15 protein-coding genes are annotated in these 22,071 nt (G+C 38.6%); 8 read left to right on the top strand and 7 right to left on the bottom strand.

Features of this window, described 5'->3' with window-relative positions; translation table 11 throughout:
• Positions 1-29 precede the first annotated feature (29 nt).
• Positions 30-2,312, bottom strand: coding sequence for a beta-galactosidase (locus OLW01_RS18090; RefSeq protein ID WP_268076905.1), 2,283 nt, complete (start codon positions 2,310-2,312; stop codon positions 30-32).
• Between the two features lie 109 nt (positions 2,313-2,421).
• On the opposite strand from OLW01_RS18090, the gene OLW01_RS18085 reads away from it, so the two are divergent.
• The 7 genes from OLW01_RS18085 (at position 2,422) to OLW01_RS18055 (ending at position 10,075) form a co-directional block, all read left to right on the top strand.
• Positions 2,422-3,120, top strand: a complete 699-nt coding sequence (locus tag OLW01_RS18085) for an SDR family NAD(P)-dependent oxidoreductase (protein ID WP_268076904.1) — start codon at positions 2,422-2,424, stop codon at positions 3,118-3,120.
• A 182-nt stretch (positions 3,121-3,302) separates the two neighbouring features.
• On the top strand, positions 3,303-3,986 hold the full coding sequence (locus OLW01_RS18080) for an RDD family protein (RefSeq protein WP_268076903.1): 684 nt from the start codon (positions 3,303-3,305) through the stop codon (positions 3,984-3,986).
• Complete coding sequence (locus OLW01_RS18075; RefSeq protein ID WP_268076902.1) at positions 3,986-4,936, top strand: stage II sporulation protein M; 951 nt, start codon at positions 3,986-3,988, stop codon at positions 4,934-4,936. Before OLW01_RS18080 ends, OLW01_RS18075 begins: the two co-directional genes overlap by 1 nt.
• Positions 4,926-6,473, top strand: a complete 1,548-nt coding sequence (locus OLW01_RS18070; protein ID WP_268076901.1) for a hypothetical protein — start codon at positions 4,926-4,928, stop codon at positions 6,471-6,473. The genes OLW01_RS18075 and OLW01_RS18070 overlap by 11 nt, the downstream gene beginning before the upstream one ends.
• Before the next feature lies 1 nt (position 6,474).
• Entirely contained in the window at positions 6,475-7,761 is a 1,287-nt protein-coding gene (locus tag OLW01_RS18065) for a DUF4350 domain-containing protein (protein WP_268076900.1), read from the top strand.
• Entirely contained in the window at positions 7,758-8,738 is a 981-nt protein-coding gene (locus OLW01_RS18060; RefSeq protein WP_268076899.1) for an AAA family ATPase, read from the top strand. Before OLW01_RS18065 ends, OLW01_RS18060 begins: the two co-directional genes overlap by 4 nt.
• Entirely contained in the window at positions 8,735-10,075 is a 1,341-nt protein-coding gene (locus OLW01_RS18055) for a DUF58 domain-containing protein (protein ID WP_268076898.1), read from the top strand. Before OLW01_RS18060 ends, OLW01_RS18055 begins: the two co-directional genes overlap by 4 nt.
• Before the next feature lie 21 nt (positions 10,076-10,096).
• Here OLW01_RS18055 and OLW01_RS18050 read toward each other — a convergent pair whose 3' ends face one another.
• The 6 genes from OLW01_RS18050 to OLW01_RS18025 form a co-directional block, all read right to left on the bottom strand.
• A complete protein-coding gene (locus OLW01_RS18050; protein WP_268076897.1) occupies positions 10,097-10,945 on the bottom strand; it encodes a hypothetical protein in 849 nt (282 codons plus the stop codon).
• Between the two features lie 81 nt (positions 10,946-11,026).
• The gene (locus OLW01_RS18045; protein WP_268076896.1) at positions 11,027-11,938 is read right to left on the bottom strand and encodes a hypothetical protein; all 912 of its coding nucleotides are present in this window, start codon (positions 11,936-11,938) and stop codon (positions 11,027-11,029) included.
• Positions 11,939-12,493: 555 nt separating this feature from the next.
• Complete coding sequence (locus OLW01_RS18040) at positions 12,494-13,285, bottom strand: BPSS1780 family membrane protein (protein WP_268076895.1); 792 nt, start codon at positions 13,283-13,285, stop codon at positions 12,494-12,496.
• 157 nt (positions 13,286-13,442) lie between these two features.
• On the bottom strand, positions 13,443-15,764 hold the full coding sequence (locus tag OLW01_RS18035; RefSeq protein ID WP_268076894.1) for a beta-galactosidase: 2,322 nt from the start codon (positions 15,762-15,764) through the stop codon (positions 13,443-13,445).
• 439 nt (positions 15,765-16,203) lie between these two features.
• Positions 16,204-16,788 (bottom strand): YqaA family protein, encoded by a 585-nt coding sequence (locus OLW01_RS18030; protein WP_268076893.1) that lies wholly within the window; start codon positions 16,786-16,788, stop codon positions 16,204-16,206.
• 511 nt (positions 16,789-17,299) lie between these two features.
• A complete protein-coding gene (locus tag OLW01_RS18025) occupies positions 17,300-18,922 on the bottom strand; it encodes an alpha-L-fucosidase (RefSeq protein WP_268076892.1) in 1,623 nt (540 codons plus the stop codon).
• Positions 18,923-19,104: 182 nt separating this feature from the next.
• Between OLW01_RS18025 and OLW01_RS18020 the strand changes: the two genes are divergently transcribed.
• Positions 19,105-22,050 carry a glycoside hydrolase family 2 protein gene (locus OLW01_RS18020; RefSeq protein WP_268076891.1) on the top strand — a complete coding sequence of 982 codons (2,946 nt, stop codon included), beginning with the start codon at positions 19,105-19,107 and terminating at the stop codon, positions 22,048-22,050.
• Positions 22,051-22,071: the final 21 nt, after the last annotated feature.

Genomic DNA, 22,071 nt, shown 5'->3' with positions numbered 1-22,071 from the left:
ATTCAGCTTAAATTTCCATTAACAACTATTTATTGTTTTTGAGTTTTAAAACGTCTGGTATAAATATTTTTATTTACTTCTTTGGCTGCATCTACCAATGGCTGGTAGGGGATATCCGCTACATTGACAAAGCCAACGTTATAATTTTCACCATCGTAAGCTCGACCTGTTAATGGTGAATCGATGTATTGAAACCAGTGTGCACCAACAAAATAAGGGTTGTCGATAACGCTATACATGTACTCTTGATATTTTTTACCGCGATCAGCTTGGTCTTCTGCATGAATTAAGCCGGGGTTAAATAAACCAGAATCCATAGCGCCGTTGTGGAATTCACCAATAATACTCGGCATGTCTAATGATTCTAAAATGTCCCAATAAGGTTGATCTATACCTTCACGGTAGTAGTTATAACTCATCACATCGACATATTTGGCGGCGGCTTTTCTGACTTCTGGTGTCATCGCCCAATGTGCAAATCTTGGCCCCATATACATATGATTTGGCATGTGTTGGTCTAATAAATTGGCGACGATACTAAAATATTTTTCGCCGTAGTCGTACAACAAAGTTGCAAAATCTTGTTGCATGGTTTTAGTGATTTTAGTTACTTTGTAGGGCGCTTCTAGCGCTTGCCAATTTTTAAATTGGCTATTCCAAGCATTATTTAATGCGGAAATGTCAGCATGTCGTTGTTTTAGTTTTTCAACGAATGCTTGTTTAACCGGGCTTTCACTGGCTTGTTTAGTAAATGCATTTATCACGATACCGTATTGCGCCTCTGGGCCCCATTCAGATCCCCAGCTTTTTTCGTTATCAATAAAGACACCGACGCACCATGGATTGTTTTGTACTTCTTGAGCAATTTGTTTAACGGTGACTTCTGCTCTTTGAGCAAACACCGGATCGAATACATCTGGCATGGCGCCCCAATAATCGTTACCCGAGCTCACGGTTTTAAAATCGCCAATAATCCAACCATTGGCAAAATAAGGTAGTCGATCCAGTTGGTAATAGCTTGGGTCTACCCAGTTACCAAATGAGGTAAAGCCCCAAGTGTGCATGCGTTTTATTGTGGTATCACGCCAGTGTTCCATAAGTTCTGACTGCTTATTCGTAGCGTATTTTCTGGCTAAATTAGCGCGGTAGAAACTATAGGTTTCGCCGTGTTCGAGTACGCCGCTATGTACGCTTCTGCGGTAACCGTAGCTTGCCGCTTCTTCACTATCGTAACTGGGCAACCAGTTAAACATATTGGCGCGCAGGGGGGAACTGATATATCGAGTTGGGATAGCTTTGTTAGGCGCACGATTTAAGCCAATTGAATCTTCAGGCGTATAGTCGGTGGGATCGCGTTGTTTGATTAAACTGGTATCAAAATCATAACCGGTAATGGTTGATGTATTGGCCATGCGAATATTGGCAATGCCATTTGAGAAAAATAAATAACCTTGTGGATCGACTAATGTCCATTTTCCCTGATATTTTTCCGTTCTAAAATAACCAGTGGCCTCTAGTTTAGGGCCATTTGCCCAACCGTTAAATTTTGAGCGCCCAGCGATAGGTTGATTTTGTAGTTGGTTTTGCTCTTTTTCGGAAACACTTTTGAGTTCTTCTAAGGTGTCGACCTTGCGTTCAAAATCTTGTTTTGCGTTTTGACCGAATTTATCGACGATGCCAGTTAAGTACTGTTCGTCAAAGCCGGAGGGTTCTATGACTTTTAGATTATCAATTTGCAATTGTTTGTCTTCTAATACACCGGATATTAAGATTCGTACTTTTTCGATAGCGGATACATCGGGCTGTTTTACACCGCCGCGCCAAATCGTTTGTACAAAATCATGTTGCCAGCTCATTGGGTTATTGCGAATGCCTGTATTGATATCTAAAGACGGGACTTTTAGTTCAATTAAATAAGTATCTTGGCTGTTTGCGGGTACCACTGTGCTACGTAGCTGAGACGCGCCGCTGGTGTCATGTGTATAAATATATAAGTGAGTGGAAGAAGTATTCGGGTTGGCAATATCAATGGTTAACGCTACGTTTTTATATGAACTAAAATCCCAAGGTTCGTTTGGCTGAATGCTTATTGCCGCATCATGATTATTTTGTGATTCAAAGTTAATTTGTAAGGATTGCCCTGTTTCATCTTTAACTAATTTTGAGTTTGCGTTTTCCAATTTAACTAAATTGCGATCTGTTTTGCTTTCAAAATTCATCAAAACAGATTCTGGTGCATTATATTGACTACAGGCCGTGTTCATTAAAACACTCATGAACAATGCAACTTTCTTAACTGAACTTAAGTTCATAATATCCCCTTAATTTATTGTTGTGATTAGTATTGTTATCGGTAAACTCAACTGACACAGTTAATTGTTAACTATTTTGGTTAAGTGATGTAAATAAATGCGAGGTGGTATGAAAAACAGTATTTTAGTAACGGGTGCAGACAGAGGATTGGGGCTTGCTTTTGTTGAGCACTATCTACAACAAGGCAATAATGTAATTGCAACTTCAAGACGCCAACCAATTGGAGACGCGTTACAAAATTTACAGCAATTATATCAAGATAAATTAACCGTCTATTTTGTCGATTTAACCGATGAGCTATCGATAAACCACTTTGCTGAGCAGTTGGCTCCGCTAAATATAGCGTTAGATATTGTAATTAATAATGCAGGTATTTCAGTTGAACAATCATTGGGCAACTGGAAAACTGAAAACTTTATTCAGCATTTTATGGTGAATAGCATTGCGCCTATGCTAATGGCTCAAGCTGTTTTACCCTATATGAACGCCAATAGTAAATTGGTTCAAATCTCCTCGGGTGTTGGATCTGCACAGTGGAATATTGGCACGGAAAAAGGATTAGATGCTTATGCCGCCAGTAAAGGTGCGTTAAATATTTTGTCTCGAAGGCTTTCTGCGAAAGTAGCTGATAAAAATATAATCGTTTCTTTATTAAACCCGGGGTGGGTTCAAACCGATATGGGAGGCTCAGCCGCAACCACAACCATTGAGCAAGCCACTTTGCAGATGACACACACCATTGCCCAATTGTCACTTAAACACTCGGGTTTATTTATTGAAGCTGACGGCACTTTAATTCCTTGGTGATGTGCGCTTTGGCTTGGGTTTAATAATTGATGTCTAATAAATATTTTATATTTAAGTGTTAAATAATTGTGGCATAATAACAATTAAAAAATAAAAAGGACTTTTACTAATCAAATGGAAAATTCAATTCGTGCAATTCTTATTTTATCCATACCATGCTTTTTATATAAAAGGTTAGGGTAATGGCCTCTGTTAATATTAACGAACAAGTGCAGGTTGAAACGGCAGAGGGCATTTATATTGAATTGCAGCCTGCGGGCATTGCCGTTCGCACGCTCGCTTTTAGCTTTGATTTATTGCTCAGGTTTGCGGCCTTTATTCTTATTGCCATTATCGGTGCTTTTTTAGGTGAGTTTGGTACTGGCCTTATGCTCATTGTTATTTTTTTACTTGAGTGGTTCTATCCCATTTTATTTGAGCACTATACGGGCTCAACGCCGGGTAAAAAAATATTTGGTTTAAAGGTCGTATATAGCAATGGTTTGCCCTTAACTTTACCGGGCGCTATGACACGTAATTTATTTAGAGCAATAGACTTTTTACCATTTGGCTATTTGTCTGGTGCGCTGAGTATGTTGTTTACCCGACGCTTTCAACGAATTGGTGATTGGGTAGCAGACACTATGGTGGTGTATGAACCCCATACCGACACCTTTAATTTATCTACTACTGAATCCCAATACCAACCGCCATTTTTATTAACCACGCAAGAGCAAGTGGCGGTCATTCATTTTGCAGAGCGTAGTGAAAAATTGTCAGCGTCGCGTGCGTCAGAGCTAGCTGATATTTTAAAACCTGCGTTAAATACTGAGCGAGATGCAAAAGATTGCTTAAAAGCGTTGGCTAATCGATATGTAGGTAAATAATGAAACAAACTCAATTTGTGAAAAACCGTGAGTCAGATTGGTTAACTTTAGAGCAATTTATCAAACAAGAAAAACAAACTGATTTTGTTGATTTACCCGCATTATTACGAGCCGTTACTCATGATTTAGCAATTGCGAAAAGTCGCTCGTATAGCCCTACGGTTGTCACGCGGTTAAATCAATTAGTGATGGCGGCTCAGGCACAAATGTATAAGCCTAAAGATAAGGTTTTTTATCAATTACTTAGATTTATGCGGGTCGGCTTTCCAAGCTCGGTACATGTGTTAAAACGGGCGGTTATTGTTAACCATATTTTGTTTTACGGATTGGCTTTATTGGCTTATGTTTTAACTTTGTACAAACCTGAGTTGATTTATCAATTTGTTGATAATGCACAGGTCTCTAACCTTGAAAGCATGTACAACCCTCAAGCTGAGCACCAACTAAATGAGCGTGAATCCAGCGGTGATTTTGCTATGTTTGGCTACTATATTTTTAACAATATTAAAATTGCGTTTCAAACCTTTGTAGGAGGCTTATTACTTGGGGTTGGCGCTTTGTTTTTTTTAATTTTTAATGGTTTCTTTTTTGGCGCAATTAGCGGTCACATTATTAATATAGGCTATCAGTCGACCTTTTTTTCGTTTGTGATTACCCATGGTTCATTCGAATTAACCGCGATTGTTTTGTCAGCAGCTGCGGGCACTCATATTGGATATTCGTTATTAAACCCTCAGCGTTTATCTCGTAGCCTTGCCGTTAAACAAGCTTCTTTACGTGCTTTTCCGGTGCTATTTGGCGCGTTTGTGTTTTTAATTATTGCTGCCTTTATTGAAGCTTTTTGGTCGTCTAGCCAGTGGATACCTAACTCAGTTAAATACGCAGTTGGCGGTATCTGTTGGTTATGGGTTGGTTATTATTTAATGCGAGGGGCTAAACATGCAGCTTGATAAATTAATTGTGCATTTACGCCCCCGAAATGCTTGGCAAGCCATAGATTTAGGCTGCCGGATGACTCTGTTTTGGTATCGCCCTTTATTGTGTATTTGGCTGAGCTTAAGTTTGCCATTATTTTTAGCGATAGCTTGGTTTTCGCCTTTACTCGCTATTGTCGCGGTATGGTTTTTTAAACCTTTGTTTGAGCGTGCTTTATTGTTTTTTGTTAGCCGAGCTGTTTTTTCTGCACCGCCCAGTATTCAAAGCTGCTTACGAGCTTTTCCTGCACAAATAAAAAACGCTTGGTTTTCAAGTATGACTTGGCGACGCATAGTCCCCACTCGTAGTTTTAATTTGGCGGCTATCCAGTTAGAGCAATTAAAAGGCGCGGCATTAAAAAAACGTTTATCTATATTGCACCGCTCGATAAACGATCAGTCTGCTTGGTGGGGTTATATTTGTTTTTTGTGGGAATGGATTATTTTAATGGGCTTATTTGCTTTTTTTGGCTTAATGACCCCAGAAGGCGTTGCGGAATTTACCATTTATCAGTTGGTTTATTCGCAGTATTGGCAATATACCACGGCACTTTTACTTTATATTAGTTTTACCCTAATAACCCCTTTTTATTTAACCGCGGGCTTTTCGCTTTATTTAAATCGACGTGTTGAGCTAGAAGCCTGGGATTTAGAACTAGAGTTTAAAAAAATAGCGGAACGTTTAACCAAGCCTATTATCAGCGGCTTATTAGTCATAAGTGTTTGTTTAGCATTGCCAATGAGTGTTGTTAAGCCTGTTTATGCAAACTCAATAATGGCGACTGAGGTTGAAAATCCCCCTAGCGATAAAAAAGAAAGCGACGAGAGCCAACCCGTTAAAACCTTGCCTGCTAATTTAGACGCTTACCAAAAGCAGGTTAAGGCTGTTTATAAACAACCTCCGTTTGAAAGCATTAAAACTCAGCGACATTTAGAGTGGGTGGGACCAAATTTAGATTACTCGGTTGACTCAGACGATGGTTACAAATGGTTAGAAACGTTACTGAAAAACTTAAGTTTATATTTAGAAATAGGCATGTGGTGCATGTTTATTACGTTAATTGGATTGGTTATTTTTTATTTTAGAACACAATTATTTTTTTGGCGGAATATAAAAGTGCCCACATTTGAGCAGCCAATGCCCGATTTTATCAAAGTTGATCAATCACAAGGGGATTTATCAAATTCGGATAATTTAAAACGTCGGTTTGAGCAAGCTTTGGCAAACGGTGATTTTCGGCTGGCGCTGTCACTGCTTATGCATTCTAGTTTATTAAAAGTGCGTAATCAGTACCCAGTTAAACTGAGTCAGTCGATGACAGAAGGCGAGTGTTTAGCTGAAATTAAACCAAAAGTGAATGCTGATTTATATCATTATTTACACCTACTTTTTAATCGCTGGATAGCACTAGCCTGGGCGCACCAATCAATTGAAAAAGATCAGCTAATTGAGCTTTATCAACAAAACCAAGCTGCATTTTTGACTGATACGCCGAATTCAGGAGTGCATTAAAATGCAGGTTAAACAGTTGGTTCGCACAGGTGTGGTGGTTATTTTATTAATACTGATCAGCACCTGTAGCTATTACAATTGGCAATGGAAAGAAACCGAAGTGAATATAGGCATTGCTGATAATTTAATGCAGCAGCCATTTTTAGCTTTGCAAAAACTATCAGAATCGACAGAAGGTTCGTTAAAGGTGGTTTATGATTATCCAAGATTATTTTCTAATGCAAAAAGTAAAATTGTGCCTGCGCATGATGCGGTTTTAATTTTAACCAGCAGTGATAAGCGCTTAACGCAAAATCAAAGTCAGCAAATAGTTGCATGGGTTGAGCAAGGCGGTCACTTAATTTTTTCAATGGACACTGCTTTTTACAAACAACCGAGAGACATCCATCATCCACTTTGGAACACGCTTAATATTACCGCAATCCCACCCAAAACAATTGAGCCGACTGAATCAGATGACTTAACCTCTGATTCATCACCTTCTGAGCAAGCTGACAGCCAAGAGGAAAATGAGAAAGCAGCCATAGAGCCAGAGGATGAAGCCGAAGAGGCTGAAAAAGCGCCGGAAAAACTTGAATTTGAAGGCCCATTTTCAACTGAATTTAAAACCCAAAACGGTAATGTATTTTTTGCCTATCTTGAAAAAAGTTACCGAATTAGTGCCCCTGAAAATGCCCAAGTTGTCACCAGCGCTGGCGATGAGCAGGGTGATACTTTTGTACAAATTAAATTAGGACAAGGTAAGGTTAGTTTATTAACCGAAATTGAGATTTGGAATAACCGCCAATTAAATTCAGCGCACAATGCCTATTTATATCGTTGGCTGGTGGACGATAGGCAAAATATTTGGTTATTTACCAGCGCTGCACAGGATCATTGGTTAGTGAGTTTAGCTAACTGGTCGCCAAGCTTAATCGTCTTAATTTTAGTATTGCTGGTTTTATTTGTTTGGTATCAGGCCGTGCAATTTGGTCCAGCTTATACGCACAACGAAACACATCAACACTTTTTTCACCAACATATTAAAGCCTCGGCTGAGTTTTACTGGCAACACAAGCAACAGGCTTTGTTAACCAATGCACTGCAACAGCAAGTGATTGAAAAAATTTGCAAGCGTTGGCCTGCATTTCGAACGGCCAATCAAGCACAACAAATCGATTATCTGGTTGACCTAACTCAATTGGATAAAACCCTGATCCAAAAATCGATTTTTGCTCACACTAATCAAGACGAACGAGGGTTTACACGTCAAGTTCGCACTTTGCAAAAGATAAGGAATCTTATATGAATGATGTCGCATTGACTGAAACAGAACTACAACAAGCAGCCGACTGGATAACGCAATTACGAGGCTCTGTAGAAACGGTATTGGTTGGCCAAAGCAATGTGGTTAATCAGGTAATTACCGTATTATTAGCCGGTGGACATGTGTTGCTTGAAGGCGTACCCGGGCTTGGTAAAACTTTGTTAGTTAAAGCATTAGCGCAATCTATTTCGGTGAATTATCAGCGCATACAATTTACGCCTGATTTAATGCCAGCCGATGTGTCCGGTCATTCATTATTAGATATGCAAAGTGGCCAGTTTAAAGTAAGAAAAGGCCCTGCTTTTACAAATTTATTGCTTGCAGATGAAATTAACCGCGCGCCGGCTAAAACTCAAGCTGCGTTATTAGAAGTGATGCAAGAGCAGCAAATAACGATCGATGGCCAAAGTTATCCGCTGCCATCACCTTATATGGTATTAGCAACTCAAAATCCAATTGATAATGAAGGGACTTACCCGCTACCAGAAGCTGAATTAGATCGCTTTATGATGAAAGTAATCATTGATTATCCGCAGCAAGCGGATGAAATTCGGTTAACCTTAATGAATACCGGATTAGCTGAGGCTAACTGTTTTGCCAAATCAATAGAGCCTGTTATTTGTGCCGAGCAAATTGAATTATTAAAGCAAATGGCGGCTAAAGTCATTATTGATGAAAAAATTGTGGAGTATGCCGTGAGTATTGTGCGCGCGACTCGCGAGTGGCAGGGAATAGAGCACGGCGCTGGCATTCGTGCCAGTATTGCTTTAGTTCAAGCCAGCAAGGTGAACGCCTTGGCCCAAGGGCAGGCATTTGTAACACCGGATGATATAAAAAATAGTGTAGCCGATGTGCTGCATCATCGAATTATATTATCAGCAGAGCGTGAAATTGAAGGAATCAGTGCAAAACAAGTGCTTGAAGAGCTGATTAGCAAAATTGATGTGCCTCGCCAATGAAGCTGGTAAGTTTAAGGCCAGCACTGGCATCCTTTTATATTTTATTAGGGTTAATTGTTGCGGCAGTTGGCTTGCCTTTGTATCGTCAATATATGGCGCCAGAGCTTGAATTAACGGTGTTTTATGCGTTGATCTTGGCTTTTTTATTATGGTTATTATTTGATTTTTTGTTGACCCGACAGCGGCCTGAAAAAATTGAAATTGAGCGTGAACACGAAAAAAGTATTTCACTGAATGTTGAGCAGACAATAAAAATATTAGTCAAAAATCTAGCAGATCGCCCAATTCAACTTAAATTGATTGATGATACGCCAGCAGATTGGCGTCAACTCAGCCCCATATTAAATGTTAAATTAGCCGCTGGCGAGCAAAAAACTCAGCTTTATAAGATTAAAGCAAGCCGACGAGGTGCGTTTAAAATAAAGCATTGTTATCTGCGTTTTGGCTCCAAATTAGGCTTGTGGCAGGTTACTTGGCAATATAAATTAACCTCACAGGTTAACGTATTTCCGGACTTTTCGGCTATATCAGAGACAGCAGGATTGAACGCCAGTTTAAATTTAGCAGACGCAGGGCTTAAAAAGCTAAATAAACGCGGCACAGGAATGGATTTTAATCAATTAAGAGACTACCGCGAAGGCGATAGTATTCGTCAAATTGATTGGGCCGCAACGGGGCGTTTTAATAAACCTATTTCACGTGAATACCAAGAAGAAAAAAATCAAAATGTGACCGTGTTACTCGACTCTGGTAAACGCATGTGTGTGCAAGACGATGATCTCAGTTATTTTGACCATGCCTTAAACGCATTAATTTTATTAAGTTATACTGCGCTTAAAACAGGCGACCAGCTCAGTTTTATGAGTTTTGGCGAGCAAACCCGCTGGTTATCAAATATAAAAGGCGGCAAAAATGTAAGCCAAGTGCTTAATCATTTTTTTGATTTATACCCAGATACCAGCGCTAGTGATTATTTAGCTGCGGCGCAAACCCTGATGCAAAAGCAGCATAAACGTTCGTTAGTGTTGTTAGTGACTTGCTTGCGAGACGAAGATTTTTCCGATTTACTAGAAGCTTGTAAATTGCTCCAGCAAAAACATTTAGTGGCCGTTATTAGTATTACCGAGCCAGTTTATCAAACCATAGCAGCTGAGCCGGTTGAAAGTTTTGAACAAGCCTTGTCATACAGTGCAGCCAGTTTACTTGAACAAAATATAAAGAAACAACTTAGCTTGTTACAGCATCAAGGTGTCATTTGTTTTCAGGTAGATACAGGCGCGTTAAGTGCCCGAGTCGTTAATACTTATTTATCGGTTAAAAAGAGTGGAAGCTTGTAGCTAATAGGCGTAGCCACGATTTTATATCGACTCGAGTGCAGACCTTGCCGCCGCTTGCCAAGCTTTGTTATTGAGAGACTCAATCCAATTCAAAGCTGAGTGTAAATCTATAGTGGCTAGTGCTAATGCAGTTTTTGGGATTAATTGTTTTTTTAAATGGTTATTTTCGCTATTCATAATTAGTTGAGATGCTGCTATTGGGTCTTCTTGTAAATATATTTCCATCACAGCTATGTAGGCACCGTGATGAGTAGTTTTGTTTATATTTTCTTGTTCTAATTCGCTCAGCCAATACCAAGCTTCATAGACATTTTTATGTGCCCAACCAACTGATATATCATAAATTAACTCGTTCCATAATTGCGGCGTTGTAAGATCTTTAAATTGATAAAATACAAATTCAGGTTCTTGTAATGCATAATTTTTAAGTAAAGCTCTAAATAATATTTGATATTCAGATTGACTAAATTTGTTTTTTTGCGCTTCTAGCCAATCTAATGCGGCACTGGGTGTTTGCAAACTCCAGTTTTTTACTAAAGACAGCGTGAGAGCAAACGCATTATCGAGTGTTTGTGTGTCTAATAATAAAGCCGATTTTTCGGGATTGGTTTCATTTAACGCATATATTACCTTTTCTAAAGAGTCTGGCTTTGTTAGTACGTTAGCCTGATTAATCGTGTTTTTGTTTTGATGTTGGTTTTGCCTGTTTAAATTTTGGGATAGAAGACTGCTGGTGTTATTTGCGCTTTGTGTATAGTCTTTGCTTTCTTTTACCTGACTGCTCGATTGCAGTTTAGTAAATATAAGGGATAAAACGATTAAACTAATACCGACCACAAAACTTAAAATGGTTCTTTTTTTTACTTTCATCGTTACATGCATACCAGCAATCAACTTATTTAAGGCTTAACAAAATTAAATAAAAAACGCGCATAAAGCGCGTTGTTAAAATTAATTTAGCTCAACACGTGCACCACTTACATACACAATTTGCTCATCGTTTACTGTGCCACTTAAAATACCATTTTCGCCACCTTGAACATAAATACCCCAGCGCGCAACTGTTGGTGTATCGCCTCGTTCCCATGTGCCTGAAGCTTTTTCAACATTATTAATATAAGCTTTGTAGTTATAGCCATTATCGGTAACTCGTAAATTAAAACTTTGGCCCACATTATAGCCAGTATCTATTTTTGTATTTTGACTGAATACGGCATTACGTTTTACCAAAATAATATCGCCATCTTTTTCTACCCAAAGTGAAATCCCCCAGGCTGGATAGGTGCCGTCTTGTGTATTTAAGCCACTTCCCTTTGATTGAAATAGCATGACATCTTTTCCTCCGTTATGTTTAGCAACACGAAAACGAGCTGAAAACGTCATGGTTTTACCGTCATCTTCAACGGTCGATAAATGATTTGGTGCAAAGGCTTCGCTGCGGCCAGCGCCTACACGGGTGCCATAGTAATTTTGGTCACCCGGAAATATTCTGAACACCTGAGTATTTCCATCTTTTTGATACCAGCGAGTGCTTGGTGACGTTGAATACGTTGAACCAAATGGATTGTGCCATTTCATATCACTGTTTGGCATGACAGAACGTGTTCCGGTACCCGTTTTCTCAACATCTGAATTGTTTACGTTTATTTGCGTACCGCGAGTATCAATTGTTCCATTAGATACATTGTTGACCATTGCTGACTTTTCCCCAGAAGTAATCGCACGGTCGACATTATTGGTTAAACTGCTCCAGTTCGGGTTCCAGCTTTTAAATGCCGCTAGCGCGGACCCAGATGATAAAAGGCTTATGACTGCAATAGACGCAGATAATGTACGAGTTACAAGTTTAATTTTAGTTTCCATCTCTATCTTTCCTATTTAGTTTGTTAGTTTTAGGTTTTGCTTGAGTTAATAAAGTACGTTAAATGTAACTTTATTGGGGATCAATTGTGGTTTATTGTGATTTATTTTGCAATAAAAAGATCTTTGTGTATTTTTTTGGGTTTGTTTTGATTGTTTTAACTTGGCGATTGGTGGCTAAAACTGATGCTTAACCTTTATGCCTATTTTTTAACGGGCAGCGTTTAAATTAAATAACCTGAACTGGTGATAAAAGGTTAACTAGGATATCGAATTGTTTGAATAGGTGTGAAACGCGCTTGAATGTATTTAAATATGCCAGGTGTGAATAGAGACGTAGTAGCGATTTTACATCGCGTCAGGGTGAGCATTAATAATCGTAGCAGCGATTTTGCATCGCGTTAATGAGTTTCGTAGCAGCGGGTTTACCCCGCGTTGGTTTTAATTGCTTCGTAACCCCTTAAAAGAACGCGGGGTAACAGACGCGACATAAAGTCTTAAGAGGACGCGACATAAAGTCGCTGCTACGTGTTATTTATTTAAAAATACCTAAAGCAATTATAAATGCATAGTATCTGCTTGTAAGTAAATATCTTTATATGCTGTATACATTGAAGCGTATAGCACTGGGAACATGATCAACAAGCCCAAACCAACGGGCAATGCAGCAACGAATAACAGCAAAAAACCAATTAAACCATAAACTAAAAATGGCATTAGGTTTTTTAAACACGCAAAAAAGCTGCTTTTAAGTGCGCTAAATACAGAGTAATTGTGAAATATTACGAGCAGTGGCGCAAACCAAGCGGCCATCATTAAAGGCACGTACAATGCTACCATTATTAAAATGCTAATGAGAATACTAGTTGCATTTTGCCCAGCAAAAGGTTGTTCTGCATTGCCTGAAAGCATATCGATATAAACTGTGCCTAAACAAGCTAACGCGATAACAAACCCAAATAAACCTAATACCACAGATAAAGCGATTAATTTTCCGGGGGCTAGCTTAAACCCAGCAAATAAGTAGCTCAATTTAAACTTACTACCTTGCTCTAACTGGCTGCAGCCGTACATAATACCAGCGGTCCACACATAGGTGGTTAGCATGATAATAATATTGCCTACGATTGGAATGATATTTATCGCTAACATTATCAAAAAGCCAACGACCATGGTTAAAATCCAACCACCAGGTGAACGTTTAAATAAATCAAATCCACTTTTAATCCACTGCCAGCCATGTCCAGTTGGTTTTTTTTGTGGTTCGCCAAATTGAAGGTTTTGTTCTGGAGTGCCTGTTTCTAAATCAGATTCAGGTGCTTGGTAGGGATTAGTTTCTGTATTTTCCATAATTATTTCCATTTTGTTGTTAATAAACTGTATACATTTTGTCACTTGGATTGATTCTTCGCAATTATTATTTACTGAAATTGAAATAAAAAATGGAAGCTCAAGCTTCCATTTTTTTAATTAGTTAGGGTGATTACGATTGTTATGTTAGCTCAGTTTATTGAGCAAATCGTCGTGAGTAAAGTTCAGCATTAATCTCTTTTGCGGCCTCGACCATAGTTTGATAAGGCACATCAGCCATGGTGACAAAACCAGTGTTGTAGTTTTCACCGTCATAGGCCCGGCCAGTAATAGGTGAATCTAAATACTGGAACCAATGTGCGCCAACCATATAAGGGTTGTCGATCACGGTGCGCATGTATTCTTTATACATTCTGGCTCTATCTTGTTGACCAGAGGCATGAATTAAGCCCGGGTGATATAAGCCAGTGTCACTGGTTGCGCCAATATGAAATTCGCCAATAATACTGGGTTTATCAATTTCTTCTAAAAATGCCCAAGCTTTTTCGTGCAAACCTTCTTTATAGTAGTTGTAGCTCATTACATCTACATATTTGGCAGCTGCTTTTACCGCTTCAGGTGTCATTCCCCAGTGAGCCATTCTAACCCCCATGTACATATGGTTCGGCATCACATCGGCTAATGCGTCATGGACAATTTTAAAGTACTTATCTGCGTATGCGGTTAATAAATCGGATAAATCGGCAACCATAGTCGTTGGCATATCCGTAATTGCAAAACCGTTATCTAAGCTTTCCCAAGAGCTAATTTGGGTTTGCCAGCTTTTATTTAACGCATCTATTGATGAATACTTTTGTTTAAGGCGTCGCATAAATTCAGCTTTAGTTGGGCTTTCGCTGCTTGGGCGGTTCAGGGTATGAATCACAATACCGTAACGGCCTCGCAAGCTTGAGGGGTTGCCCCAACTTTTTTCGTTATCGACAAACACCCCAATACAATAAGGATTGTTTTCAACTTCATCGGCGATGACTTTTGTCGTTAATTTTGCGCGGCGGGCAAATTCTGGATCAAATGGATCAGGCATTGGCGACCAAACATCGGCGCCTGACGAAACTGTTTTAAAGTCACCAATAATCCAGCCATTGGCAAAATAAGGAATTTGATTCATTTGGTAAAAACTTTCATCTGTCCAGTTACCGGTTGAAGTAAAGCCCCAGTTTTTAAAACGTTTAATGGTGACATCACGCCATTTATCTAAATAAGAATCGGGATAGGTTTCGCCGTAGCGTCTTTCAAGGTTAGCTTGATAAAAACTATAGGTTTCGCCATGATGTAATGGGCCTTTATGCACAGAGCGGCGGTAGCTGTAATGATTAGCTAATTCATCATCGTAATCAGGTAACCAGGTAAACATATTGTGACGGCGCTCTGAGGCAATATAACGCGTTTTTTGAGCGGATTTTGAGACAGGGCGAATACCTAGTGAATCTTCTGGTGTAACGTCTTCTGGGTCAACGTATCGAACCGCATCATCTTTAAAATCAACGCCAGTAATGGTGGTGGTGTTGGCAATTCGAATATTCGCTAAAGCCGATGAAAAAAACAGGTAGCCTTCAGGATCTATCATTGCCCACTTGCCATCCACTTTTTCGGTGCGAAAATAACCTGTGGCTTCTTTTTGTGGGCCACTTTTCCAACCGCCAAATTTTGAGCGATCGGCCATTGTGCCTTCACGCTCTAGTTGAGCTATTTCTTCATTTGCTAAGGTTTTTAATTGTTCGTCTGAGCGGACTTTTGCCGGATAATCAAATTTATTACTTTGACCGTATTTGTCTGCTAAGTTAACTAAAAAATTGGGATCGATAGCAGGGTTGTTTCTGAGCCGGATATTGTCAAAGACTAAAGATTTATCTTGGTTCATGGTATCGACAAAATAACTCACCTGCGTAATTTTATCTAAGTTTAAGTTTTTACGGCCGCGCATCCAAAACATTTTATGATCATTTGATTGCCAAGCTTTAGGATCTTCGCGTAAACCACTATTAATGTTTAATTGCTCGCCTTTTAACACAGCGTAATAAGTGCCGGTTGAATTAGCAGGAATGCTCACACTTCTGATATGCGGCCAGCCTGTACTGTCTTTTACTTCAATAAATAAATGTACAGAAACATCGGTTGGGTTGGTTATATCAGCTGCTAAATTAATATCGCCAAAGGTATCCCAGTTCCATGAACTTTCGGGTTTTAAAATGAGTTTTGATTGCTGTTCGTCTGAATCGAAATCTATTTTAAGTGCCTGTTTGCCTGAAGTGGCTCCTAGGTTTGAAAGGCCAATATTGGCATTTTGTTTTAATACCCAATTTGGTAAATCGGACTCAAAATCAATAATAGTAAGCGCCGTTTTACTGACTGAATCTTGCTTAGATGGCTGATTGGCTTGCTCAGAGCTGGAGCAAGCCAATACGCTTAAAGACGCCGACGCTAAAATACACAATTTGGAAAATCGTTTAATTAACATTTTATACTCTTAATTTTATTTTGATAGCATAGATTGTTCTAATTTATTTTATTTAATGTTAATTGTAAACGATATTTCTATTTTTATGTGAATTTGTAGGTTTGTAGGTAAATCCTAGTGTGAGTTATTTTGAATAAAATAGACGGATTTAATGTTTAAATTTAAGCGTATCCAATATTATTGAAGATGGCTTATCAGCTTTTTGGTAGTATGCTTAAATAATTGATTGATGGTTTTTTTATTATCATTTTTATTGCCGCTAACGTAAGTGGGTGAAGTTAGCCTGACTAAGTGCAAATGTGGATTTACTATATAAATTAATTAAATCATATATGAGTTTTTGGTTTGGGTTTTTCGTAAGTAGTATGCTGTTATGGCAGCATAGCGAAAATAAAATCGCTAACAGGGGTTGCTAGCGATTTTATGTAAAGCGTTATAATTAAAATTGTTTAACAACAAACCAAATTAACAGAATACCAAGTGCCAATGCAGCGACGGCTTTCCACCTGTAGCGAGCTATTAATTGTTGTGCTTGGTTACCCGCAAAATAAACCACAAGGGCTAAACCAAAATAGCGTAATGAACGGGCAATAACGGCCGCCAGTAAAAATAGATGTAACGGATACTGAGTTGCCCCTGCGGCTAACATCGCAATTTGAAAAGGAATTGGAATAATCCCAACCATTAATACAAACCAAAATCCTTCAACATTCATTTGTTGTTTAACATGCTCGTAAGTTTGCTGATCAGAAAAATTTGCAATCGCCCAATCGCCAATTAAATCAAATAAATAATAGCCAAATGCATATCCGGCGAGAGCGCCTAGTAAACAGCCCAGCGTTGCTAAAAAAGCTAACAGCCAAAGCTTATCTCGTTTGGCCTGCATTAAAGGCACTAATATTGTTTCAAGTGGAATAGGCACAATTATAGATTCTAAAAAAGAAGCCAAAGTGAGCGCTTTTAACATGTGGCGAGAATTAATAAATCGCTGCGTTTTTTGTTTGAGAGTGTGGCTAAAGTCCATATCATTTGTTCCTTAGTTCTGAAAATTTTGAGTTGCTGCGATAATTTATTGAGTCAGTTCATTTATTGTATACGCAGATGATTAGCTTAAACAAATTAGGATAAAATAAATGTTAACTTGAGCTGATAATTGATTCTTGAAGTTAAATAATAAGCGCGGTAATAGGTTTTTCTGGTTTATTTTTGGCTTTACAAAATTTAAATAGCTTGGTTTTTTGAGCGTCTTAAATATAAATAGTAGTATTAAGGTTCGGATATATTTGATTTATAAGTCTGCTGATTGCAAGGCAAACCATTTTTGCGGTTTAAATGCATTTTTATCTATACGCTAAAACGTGATTGTTTTGTTTTAATCAAATTATTTATCAGATCTAACTAAACCAGCTGCAGCAGTTTGATTGTGTGTTGGGGATTTTGGGCTGTTTACAATATGAGATTAGTGTCGCGCTAAATAGCAAAAAGCCAGAGTCTAATCACTCTGGCTTTTATCAAATATTATTACTCAATAAAGATTATTGTGCAACAATCTTAAGCACTTGAGCATAATCAGAAGGGGCTGATGCAGGCATAACCACTTTCAAGCCATCTTCAGTTTGTTCAAACTCTAGCTCGCCTGAATGGCCAATCATAGTTACATTAGCAATGGTTTTGCTGTAGTTGTCTGCATTGATAGATTTAATAGTAACGGTTTCACCAGCACCTGGCCAAGCCATAATCGTTGCGTATAAATCATCGCCTTTAGTCGTGAAACGAATGTCGTGTTTGGTAAAATCTTTACGATGTTTTTCAGCATCATTTGAATGTTTACCATCTACTACTTCTGTTACACCTTCACCGAACATAACCCAAGGACGCGTACCATAAATAGCTTCGCCGTTTAGTTTTAACCAGCTACCAATTTCAGATAATAAGTCAATTTCAGCTTGTGGAATAGTACCATCTGGTTTTGGACCTATGTTAAGTAACATTGAACCGTTTTTACTCACGATATCAATTAAATCATCAACTAAAGAATTAGGTGTACGATACTCATGGTTGGTTACATAACCCCATGATGTTTTAGATACTGAGGTATCTGTTTGCCAGAAATGTTTACGAATGTCAGCTAATTGACCACGTTCAATATCTAATACTGCAGAGCCATCTGGGAACGAGCGCATTTCTTGATGCTCTTTATAGTTAAGCGCAGGCATGTTTTCCCATTTTACGCCTTTGTTGTAATAATAGCTGGTAAATTCTTGAACGTGCTCATGGAAAGGTTCTGATGCCATCCACCAGTCAAACCAAATAAGTTCTGGTTCGTATTTATCAACTAATTCAACCGTACGTAACAACCAATCATCCATAAACTCTTTAGTTGGAGGCGTTTCACCGCTTTCTGACGTTTCTCGGTCAACAGCTGGGCCATAAAGGTCACGATATTCTTCATTTTGAACGTCTGATGGCATAGAGCGGCCACGGTCGAAGAACCACCAGTTTTCAGCTCTGTGGCTTGATAAACCAAAGTGAATATCGGTTTTAGACGCTGCTTCTTTCAATTCAGCGATAATATCGCGCTTTGGACCCATTTCAGTTGAATCCCAGCGAGAGTATGAGTTGTCATACATAGAGAAGCCATCGTGATGCTCTGCAACTGGCACCATATATTTAGCGCCTGAATCTTGAATTACTTTTAACCATTTATCAGCATCGAATTTTTCGGCTTTAAACATAGGGATAAAGTCTTTATAGCCAAATTCGGTAACAGGGCCAAAGTTTTCTGTATGGAATTTGTTGTAGTCCCAGTACTCTTTATCGTACATCCAGCGTGGGTACCACTCACCGTTGTGAGCAGGTACAGAGTAAACCCCCCAGTGAATGAAAATACCAAATTTGGCATCTTGGTACCAAGTTGGGATTTCATAGTTTTCTAATGAATCCCAACTTGCTTTAAATGGACCTTGGTCTGCAACTTCTTTAATTTCTTTTAACTTTTGTTCTGGCGTTAAAGCTTTTTCTGCCGTAGCCGTTTTTGCGCTGTCGGTATCTTGAGCTTGAGAGTTTTGATTCGCTTTTTGATCACCACATGCTGCTAAATTAAAGCCTGCGGCCATTAAAATAGCAGTTGTTAACATTGATTTTTTAAATTTAGTCATAGTCATTTATGTTTTATTAACTTAATTGTGGTCTCAGTATAAAAGAAGCTGGATAGGTTTTTCAACTAAAACTTAAATATAAAAGAAAATATTCGTATATAAATACATATTATAATGTTATGTTATTTGTAAAAAATACATAGCCAAATAGTTGAATATTTTATTTAAGGAGGATTCAGATTGTGATTAATAGGATTAAATTATTTAAATTAACGATTTTCTTTAACCTTTTAGCATTAGGTTTTTTATTTATTGGCACGGCTCATTCTTCTAATCAAGTGTTGACCATTAATCAAAATAGCGAAAATACTAAACTAAATCTTAATCAAAATTGGCTTTATCATCAGGGTGAGCTGTCTACTTTTCCGTTTACAAAAAGCCAAGATGGCGCAAGTAAATGGCAAAAAGTGAATTTACCGCATAGTTATCAACTTACTTCAATCAATTTAGATGACAGTTCCGATGATAAATTTCAAAAAACATTTCATCGTGATGTGAGCTGGTACCAAAAAACGATCAATATAAATCCTAAACCAGGACATAAAGTTTTTTTAGAATTTGAAGGTGCGCATCAACGTACTGAATTATGGGTGAATGGAACATATGTAGCAGAGCATGCAACGAGTGGTTATACGCCGTTTCATTTTGATATTACAAAATTTGTTCGCCAGGGTGACAATAACCTTATCACCCTTAAGTTAGATAACCGTAAAGATAAAACGATTCCGCCAGATGGGCATAGTGCGGATTATGTTTTATTTGGTGGTTTATATCGTGATGTTTATTTAGTGACCAAAGCACCTGTTTATTTTAGCTTTCCGTGGGAATCAACCCAAGCAGGTATTACTATTACTACCCCTTCTGTTAGCCATAAGAATGCCACTGTTACCGTAAAAAGCCAATTAAAAAACACCAGTAACAAAGATAAAAAAATTAAATTAGTGACTCGGATTGTAGATGCGAATAAGACAGTGGTAAAAACCTTAACGACCGATAAAGTAATAAAAGCAGGTGACGATCAAGTGTTGTTTCAGACAAGTGCCATTACATCACCTAACTTATGGTCGCCAGCCTCACCTTATTTGTATAGTGTGAATAGCCAAATAATTGAAAATAATGAAATTTTAGATAATCAAAATAACCCGTTAGGTTTGCGTTGGTTTGAACATAAACTCGGTGAAGGTGTACTGCTAAATGGGAAGCCTATTGAGTTAATTGGGGCTAACCGCCATCAGCACTATCCTTATATTGGTGATGCTGTGCCTAATAATTTACACCGGAATGATGCGATTAAAATGAAACAAGCCGGGATGAATGTGGTTAGATTAGCTCATTACCCACAAGATGATGCGTTTTTTCAAGCGTGTGATGAATTAGGTATTTTAATAGTTGAAGAACCGCCAGCTTGGATTGAATTTGGCCCAGATCTTTGGATGGATAGGTTAGAAGAATCACTTAGAATAACAATCCGTAACCATAAAAATCATCCTTCGGTATGGGGGTGGGGCGCTGGAATTAATCACCGAGGCCCCGTTAAGCGTTTACATTATGCCGCTAAAGAAGAAGACCCGTATAGAGTGACCATGAATAACGGTACATTATGGACCGGGCCCCAGCATTCTGGGGTAACAGATATATATGCTGTTATGGATTATCGCGGTGCGGTTAGACCCGAAAACGAGTTATTATTTGCCATGGAACATAGTAGCTCAGCGGATACTTTAGGCGCTCAAGCGTTAATTTCACGCTACAAAGGAGATCCTAATTTAATTGGTACAGCCGCTTGGAGTGGGCAAGATGGTTACTCATTTATTAAACGCGACAAAGAGTATCCTAACTTATCCACTTGGACAGCCTCTAGCTGGGATGCATTTAGGTTACCTAAACCTCATTTTTATTGGTATCAATCAGAATTAACGCAAAAACCTATGGTGGAAATTGCAGCAGACGCCGCACAAGTAGATGGAAAAGTGCAAATATTTACCAATGCCGATCAAATTGAGGTTTTTCATAACCAAAAAAGTTTAGGCAAATTTGAACCCGAATATAATGATAAGAATCAATTTTTAAATTCACCATCTATTTTTGTGCCATTTGACTGGCAACAAGGTGCAATAACAGTGAATGCCTACAAACAAGGAAAACGGGTTGCTAGCCAAACCAAAGTTAAAGCAGGCAAAGCCAGCCAAATTGGATTAAAAATTGACACCACAGGCTATGATTTATCAGCAGACGGTTCAAGTATTGTGATGGCATATGTTTACATACAAGACAAAGATGGAAATCAACTAGCGGGTGATACGCCCAATGTTAAATTTACAATTGATGGACCCGCCGAAATTGTTGGTGACGAGAGCATAGGGGCTAATCCGGTACGCTGGCGTTATGGCGTTGCACCTGTGATGTTTAGAGTCGGTGACACCCCAGGTACAATTAAATTAACCGCTCAAGCGCAAGGATTAAAATCAGGCACGGCTAGTATTAAAACTAAAAACTGGTCAAATAATGAAAAGAGTCGCCAAAGTGTCATCTACGATCCATTAAAGTTACAAGTTGATTTAGGTAATAAACAGCAACACATTCAAGATGAATGGCAACCATGGTCAGTAGCTGAAAGTGAAAAAAATCAGTTTAAATACTCATTTACAGCCTTAAATGGGCAAAATATTGAAGCGACAATTAAGGCAACTGACAAACTAGCATGGACTCATGCATGGGGTGTGCCGGGTGATTTAAGCTTTATGGTAGAAGATGCTGTACAAACTCATTCTGAATTAACATTAACGCTAGCAAATTTACCTGCAGGCCGATACCACCTTAAAACTTGGCACCATGCGCTTAGCGGCGATAAAAAAGCAGTATCCCCCCTAAATTTTGTATTATCAGGAGCGAATAAATTTAACTCGCCAAATTTGTATCAACCAACCTACGGCAGAAAAATTAAAGTGTCGACTGCCGGTGGCGGCAACAAAGGAGACGGCGGTTCGAATAAAGCCGCTAAAGGTTATGCGTTGCATACGTTTAACGTATCACACAATGGCAGGGTTAAATTAAATGTTCAAACACAAAAAACAGATGCGCTGCTGCGTTTAAATGGCTTTGAGTTAATACAGGTTTTAACTCAATAAGTTAACAAATATTATTTCCAA

Source organism: Catenovulum adriaticum (genome assembly GCF_026725475.1).
Classification (GTDB): Bacteria; Pseudomonadota; Gammaproteobacteria; order Enterobacterales; family Alteromonadaceae; genus Catenovulum; species Catenovulum adriaticum.
The sequence above is the reverse complement of the archived record's forward strand: the minus strand, read 5'-3'. Positions and strand labels throughout refer to the sequence as shown.

Bases quoted from the DNA above. Each gene is read 5' to 3' on its own strand.
- OLW01_RS18090 (WP_268076905.1), bottom strand. From the start codon at position 2,312: ATGAACTTAAGTTCAGTTAAGAAAGTTGCATTGTTCATGAGTGTTTTA.
- OLW01_RS18085 (WP_268076904.1), top strand. From the start codon at position 2,422: ATGAAAAACAGTATTTTAGTAACGGGTGCAGACAGAGGATTGGGGCTT.
- OLW01_RS18080 (WP_268076903.1), top strand. From the start codon at position 3,303: ATGGCCTCTGTTAATATTAACGAACAAGTGCAGGTTGAAACGGCAGAG.
- OLW01_RS18075 (WP_268076902.1), top strand. From the start codon at position 3,986: ATGAAACAAACTCAATTTGTGAAAAACCGTGAGTCAGATTGGTTAACT.
- OLW01_RS18070 (WP_268076901.1), top strand. From the start codon at position 4,926: ATGCAGCTTGATAAATTAATTGTGCATTTACGCCCCCGAAATGCTTGG.
- OLW01_RS18065 (WP_268076900.1), top strand. From the start codon at position 6,475: ATGCAGGTTAAACAGTTGGTTCGCACAGGTGTGGTGGTTATTTTATTA.
- OLW01_RS18060 (WP_268076899.1), top strand. From the start codon at position 7,758: ATGAATGATGTCGCATTGACTGAAACAGAACTACAACAAGCAGCCGAC.
- OLW01_RS18055 (WP_268076898.1), top strand. From the start codon at position 8,735: ATGAAGCTGGTAAGTTTAAGGCCAGCACTGGCATCCTTTTATATTTTA.
- OLW01_RS18050 (WP_268076897.1), bottom strand. From the start codon at position 10,945: ATGAAAGTAAAAAAAAGAACCATTTTAAGTTTTGTGGTCGGTATTAGT.
- OLW01_RS18045 (WP_268076896.1), bottom strand. From the start codon at position 11,938: ATGGAAACTAAAATTAAACTTGTAACTCGTACATTATCTGCGTCTATT.
- OLW01_RS18040 (WP_268076895.1), bottom strand. From the start codon at position 13,285: ATGGAAAATACAGAAACTAATCCCTACCAAGCACCTGAATCTGATTTA.
- OLW01_RS18035 (WP_268076894.1), bottom strand. From the start codon at position 15,764: ATGTTAATTAAACGATTTTCCAAATTGTGTATTTTAGCGTCGGCGTCT.
- OLW01_RS18030 (WP_268076893.1), bottom strand. From the start codon at position 16,788: ATGGACTTTAGCCACACTCTCAAACAAAAAACGCAGCGATTTATTAAT.
- OLW01_RS18025 (WP_268076892.1), bottom strand. From the start codon at position 18,922: ATGACTAAATTTAAAAAATCAATGTTAACAACTGCTATTTTAATGGCC.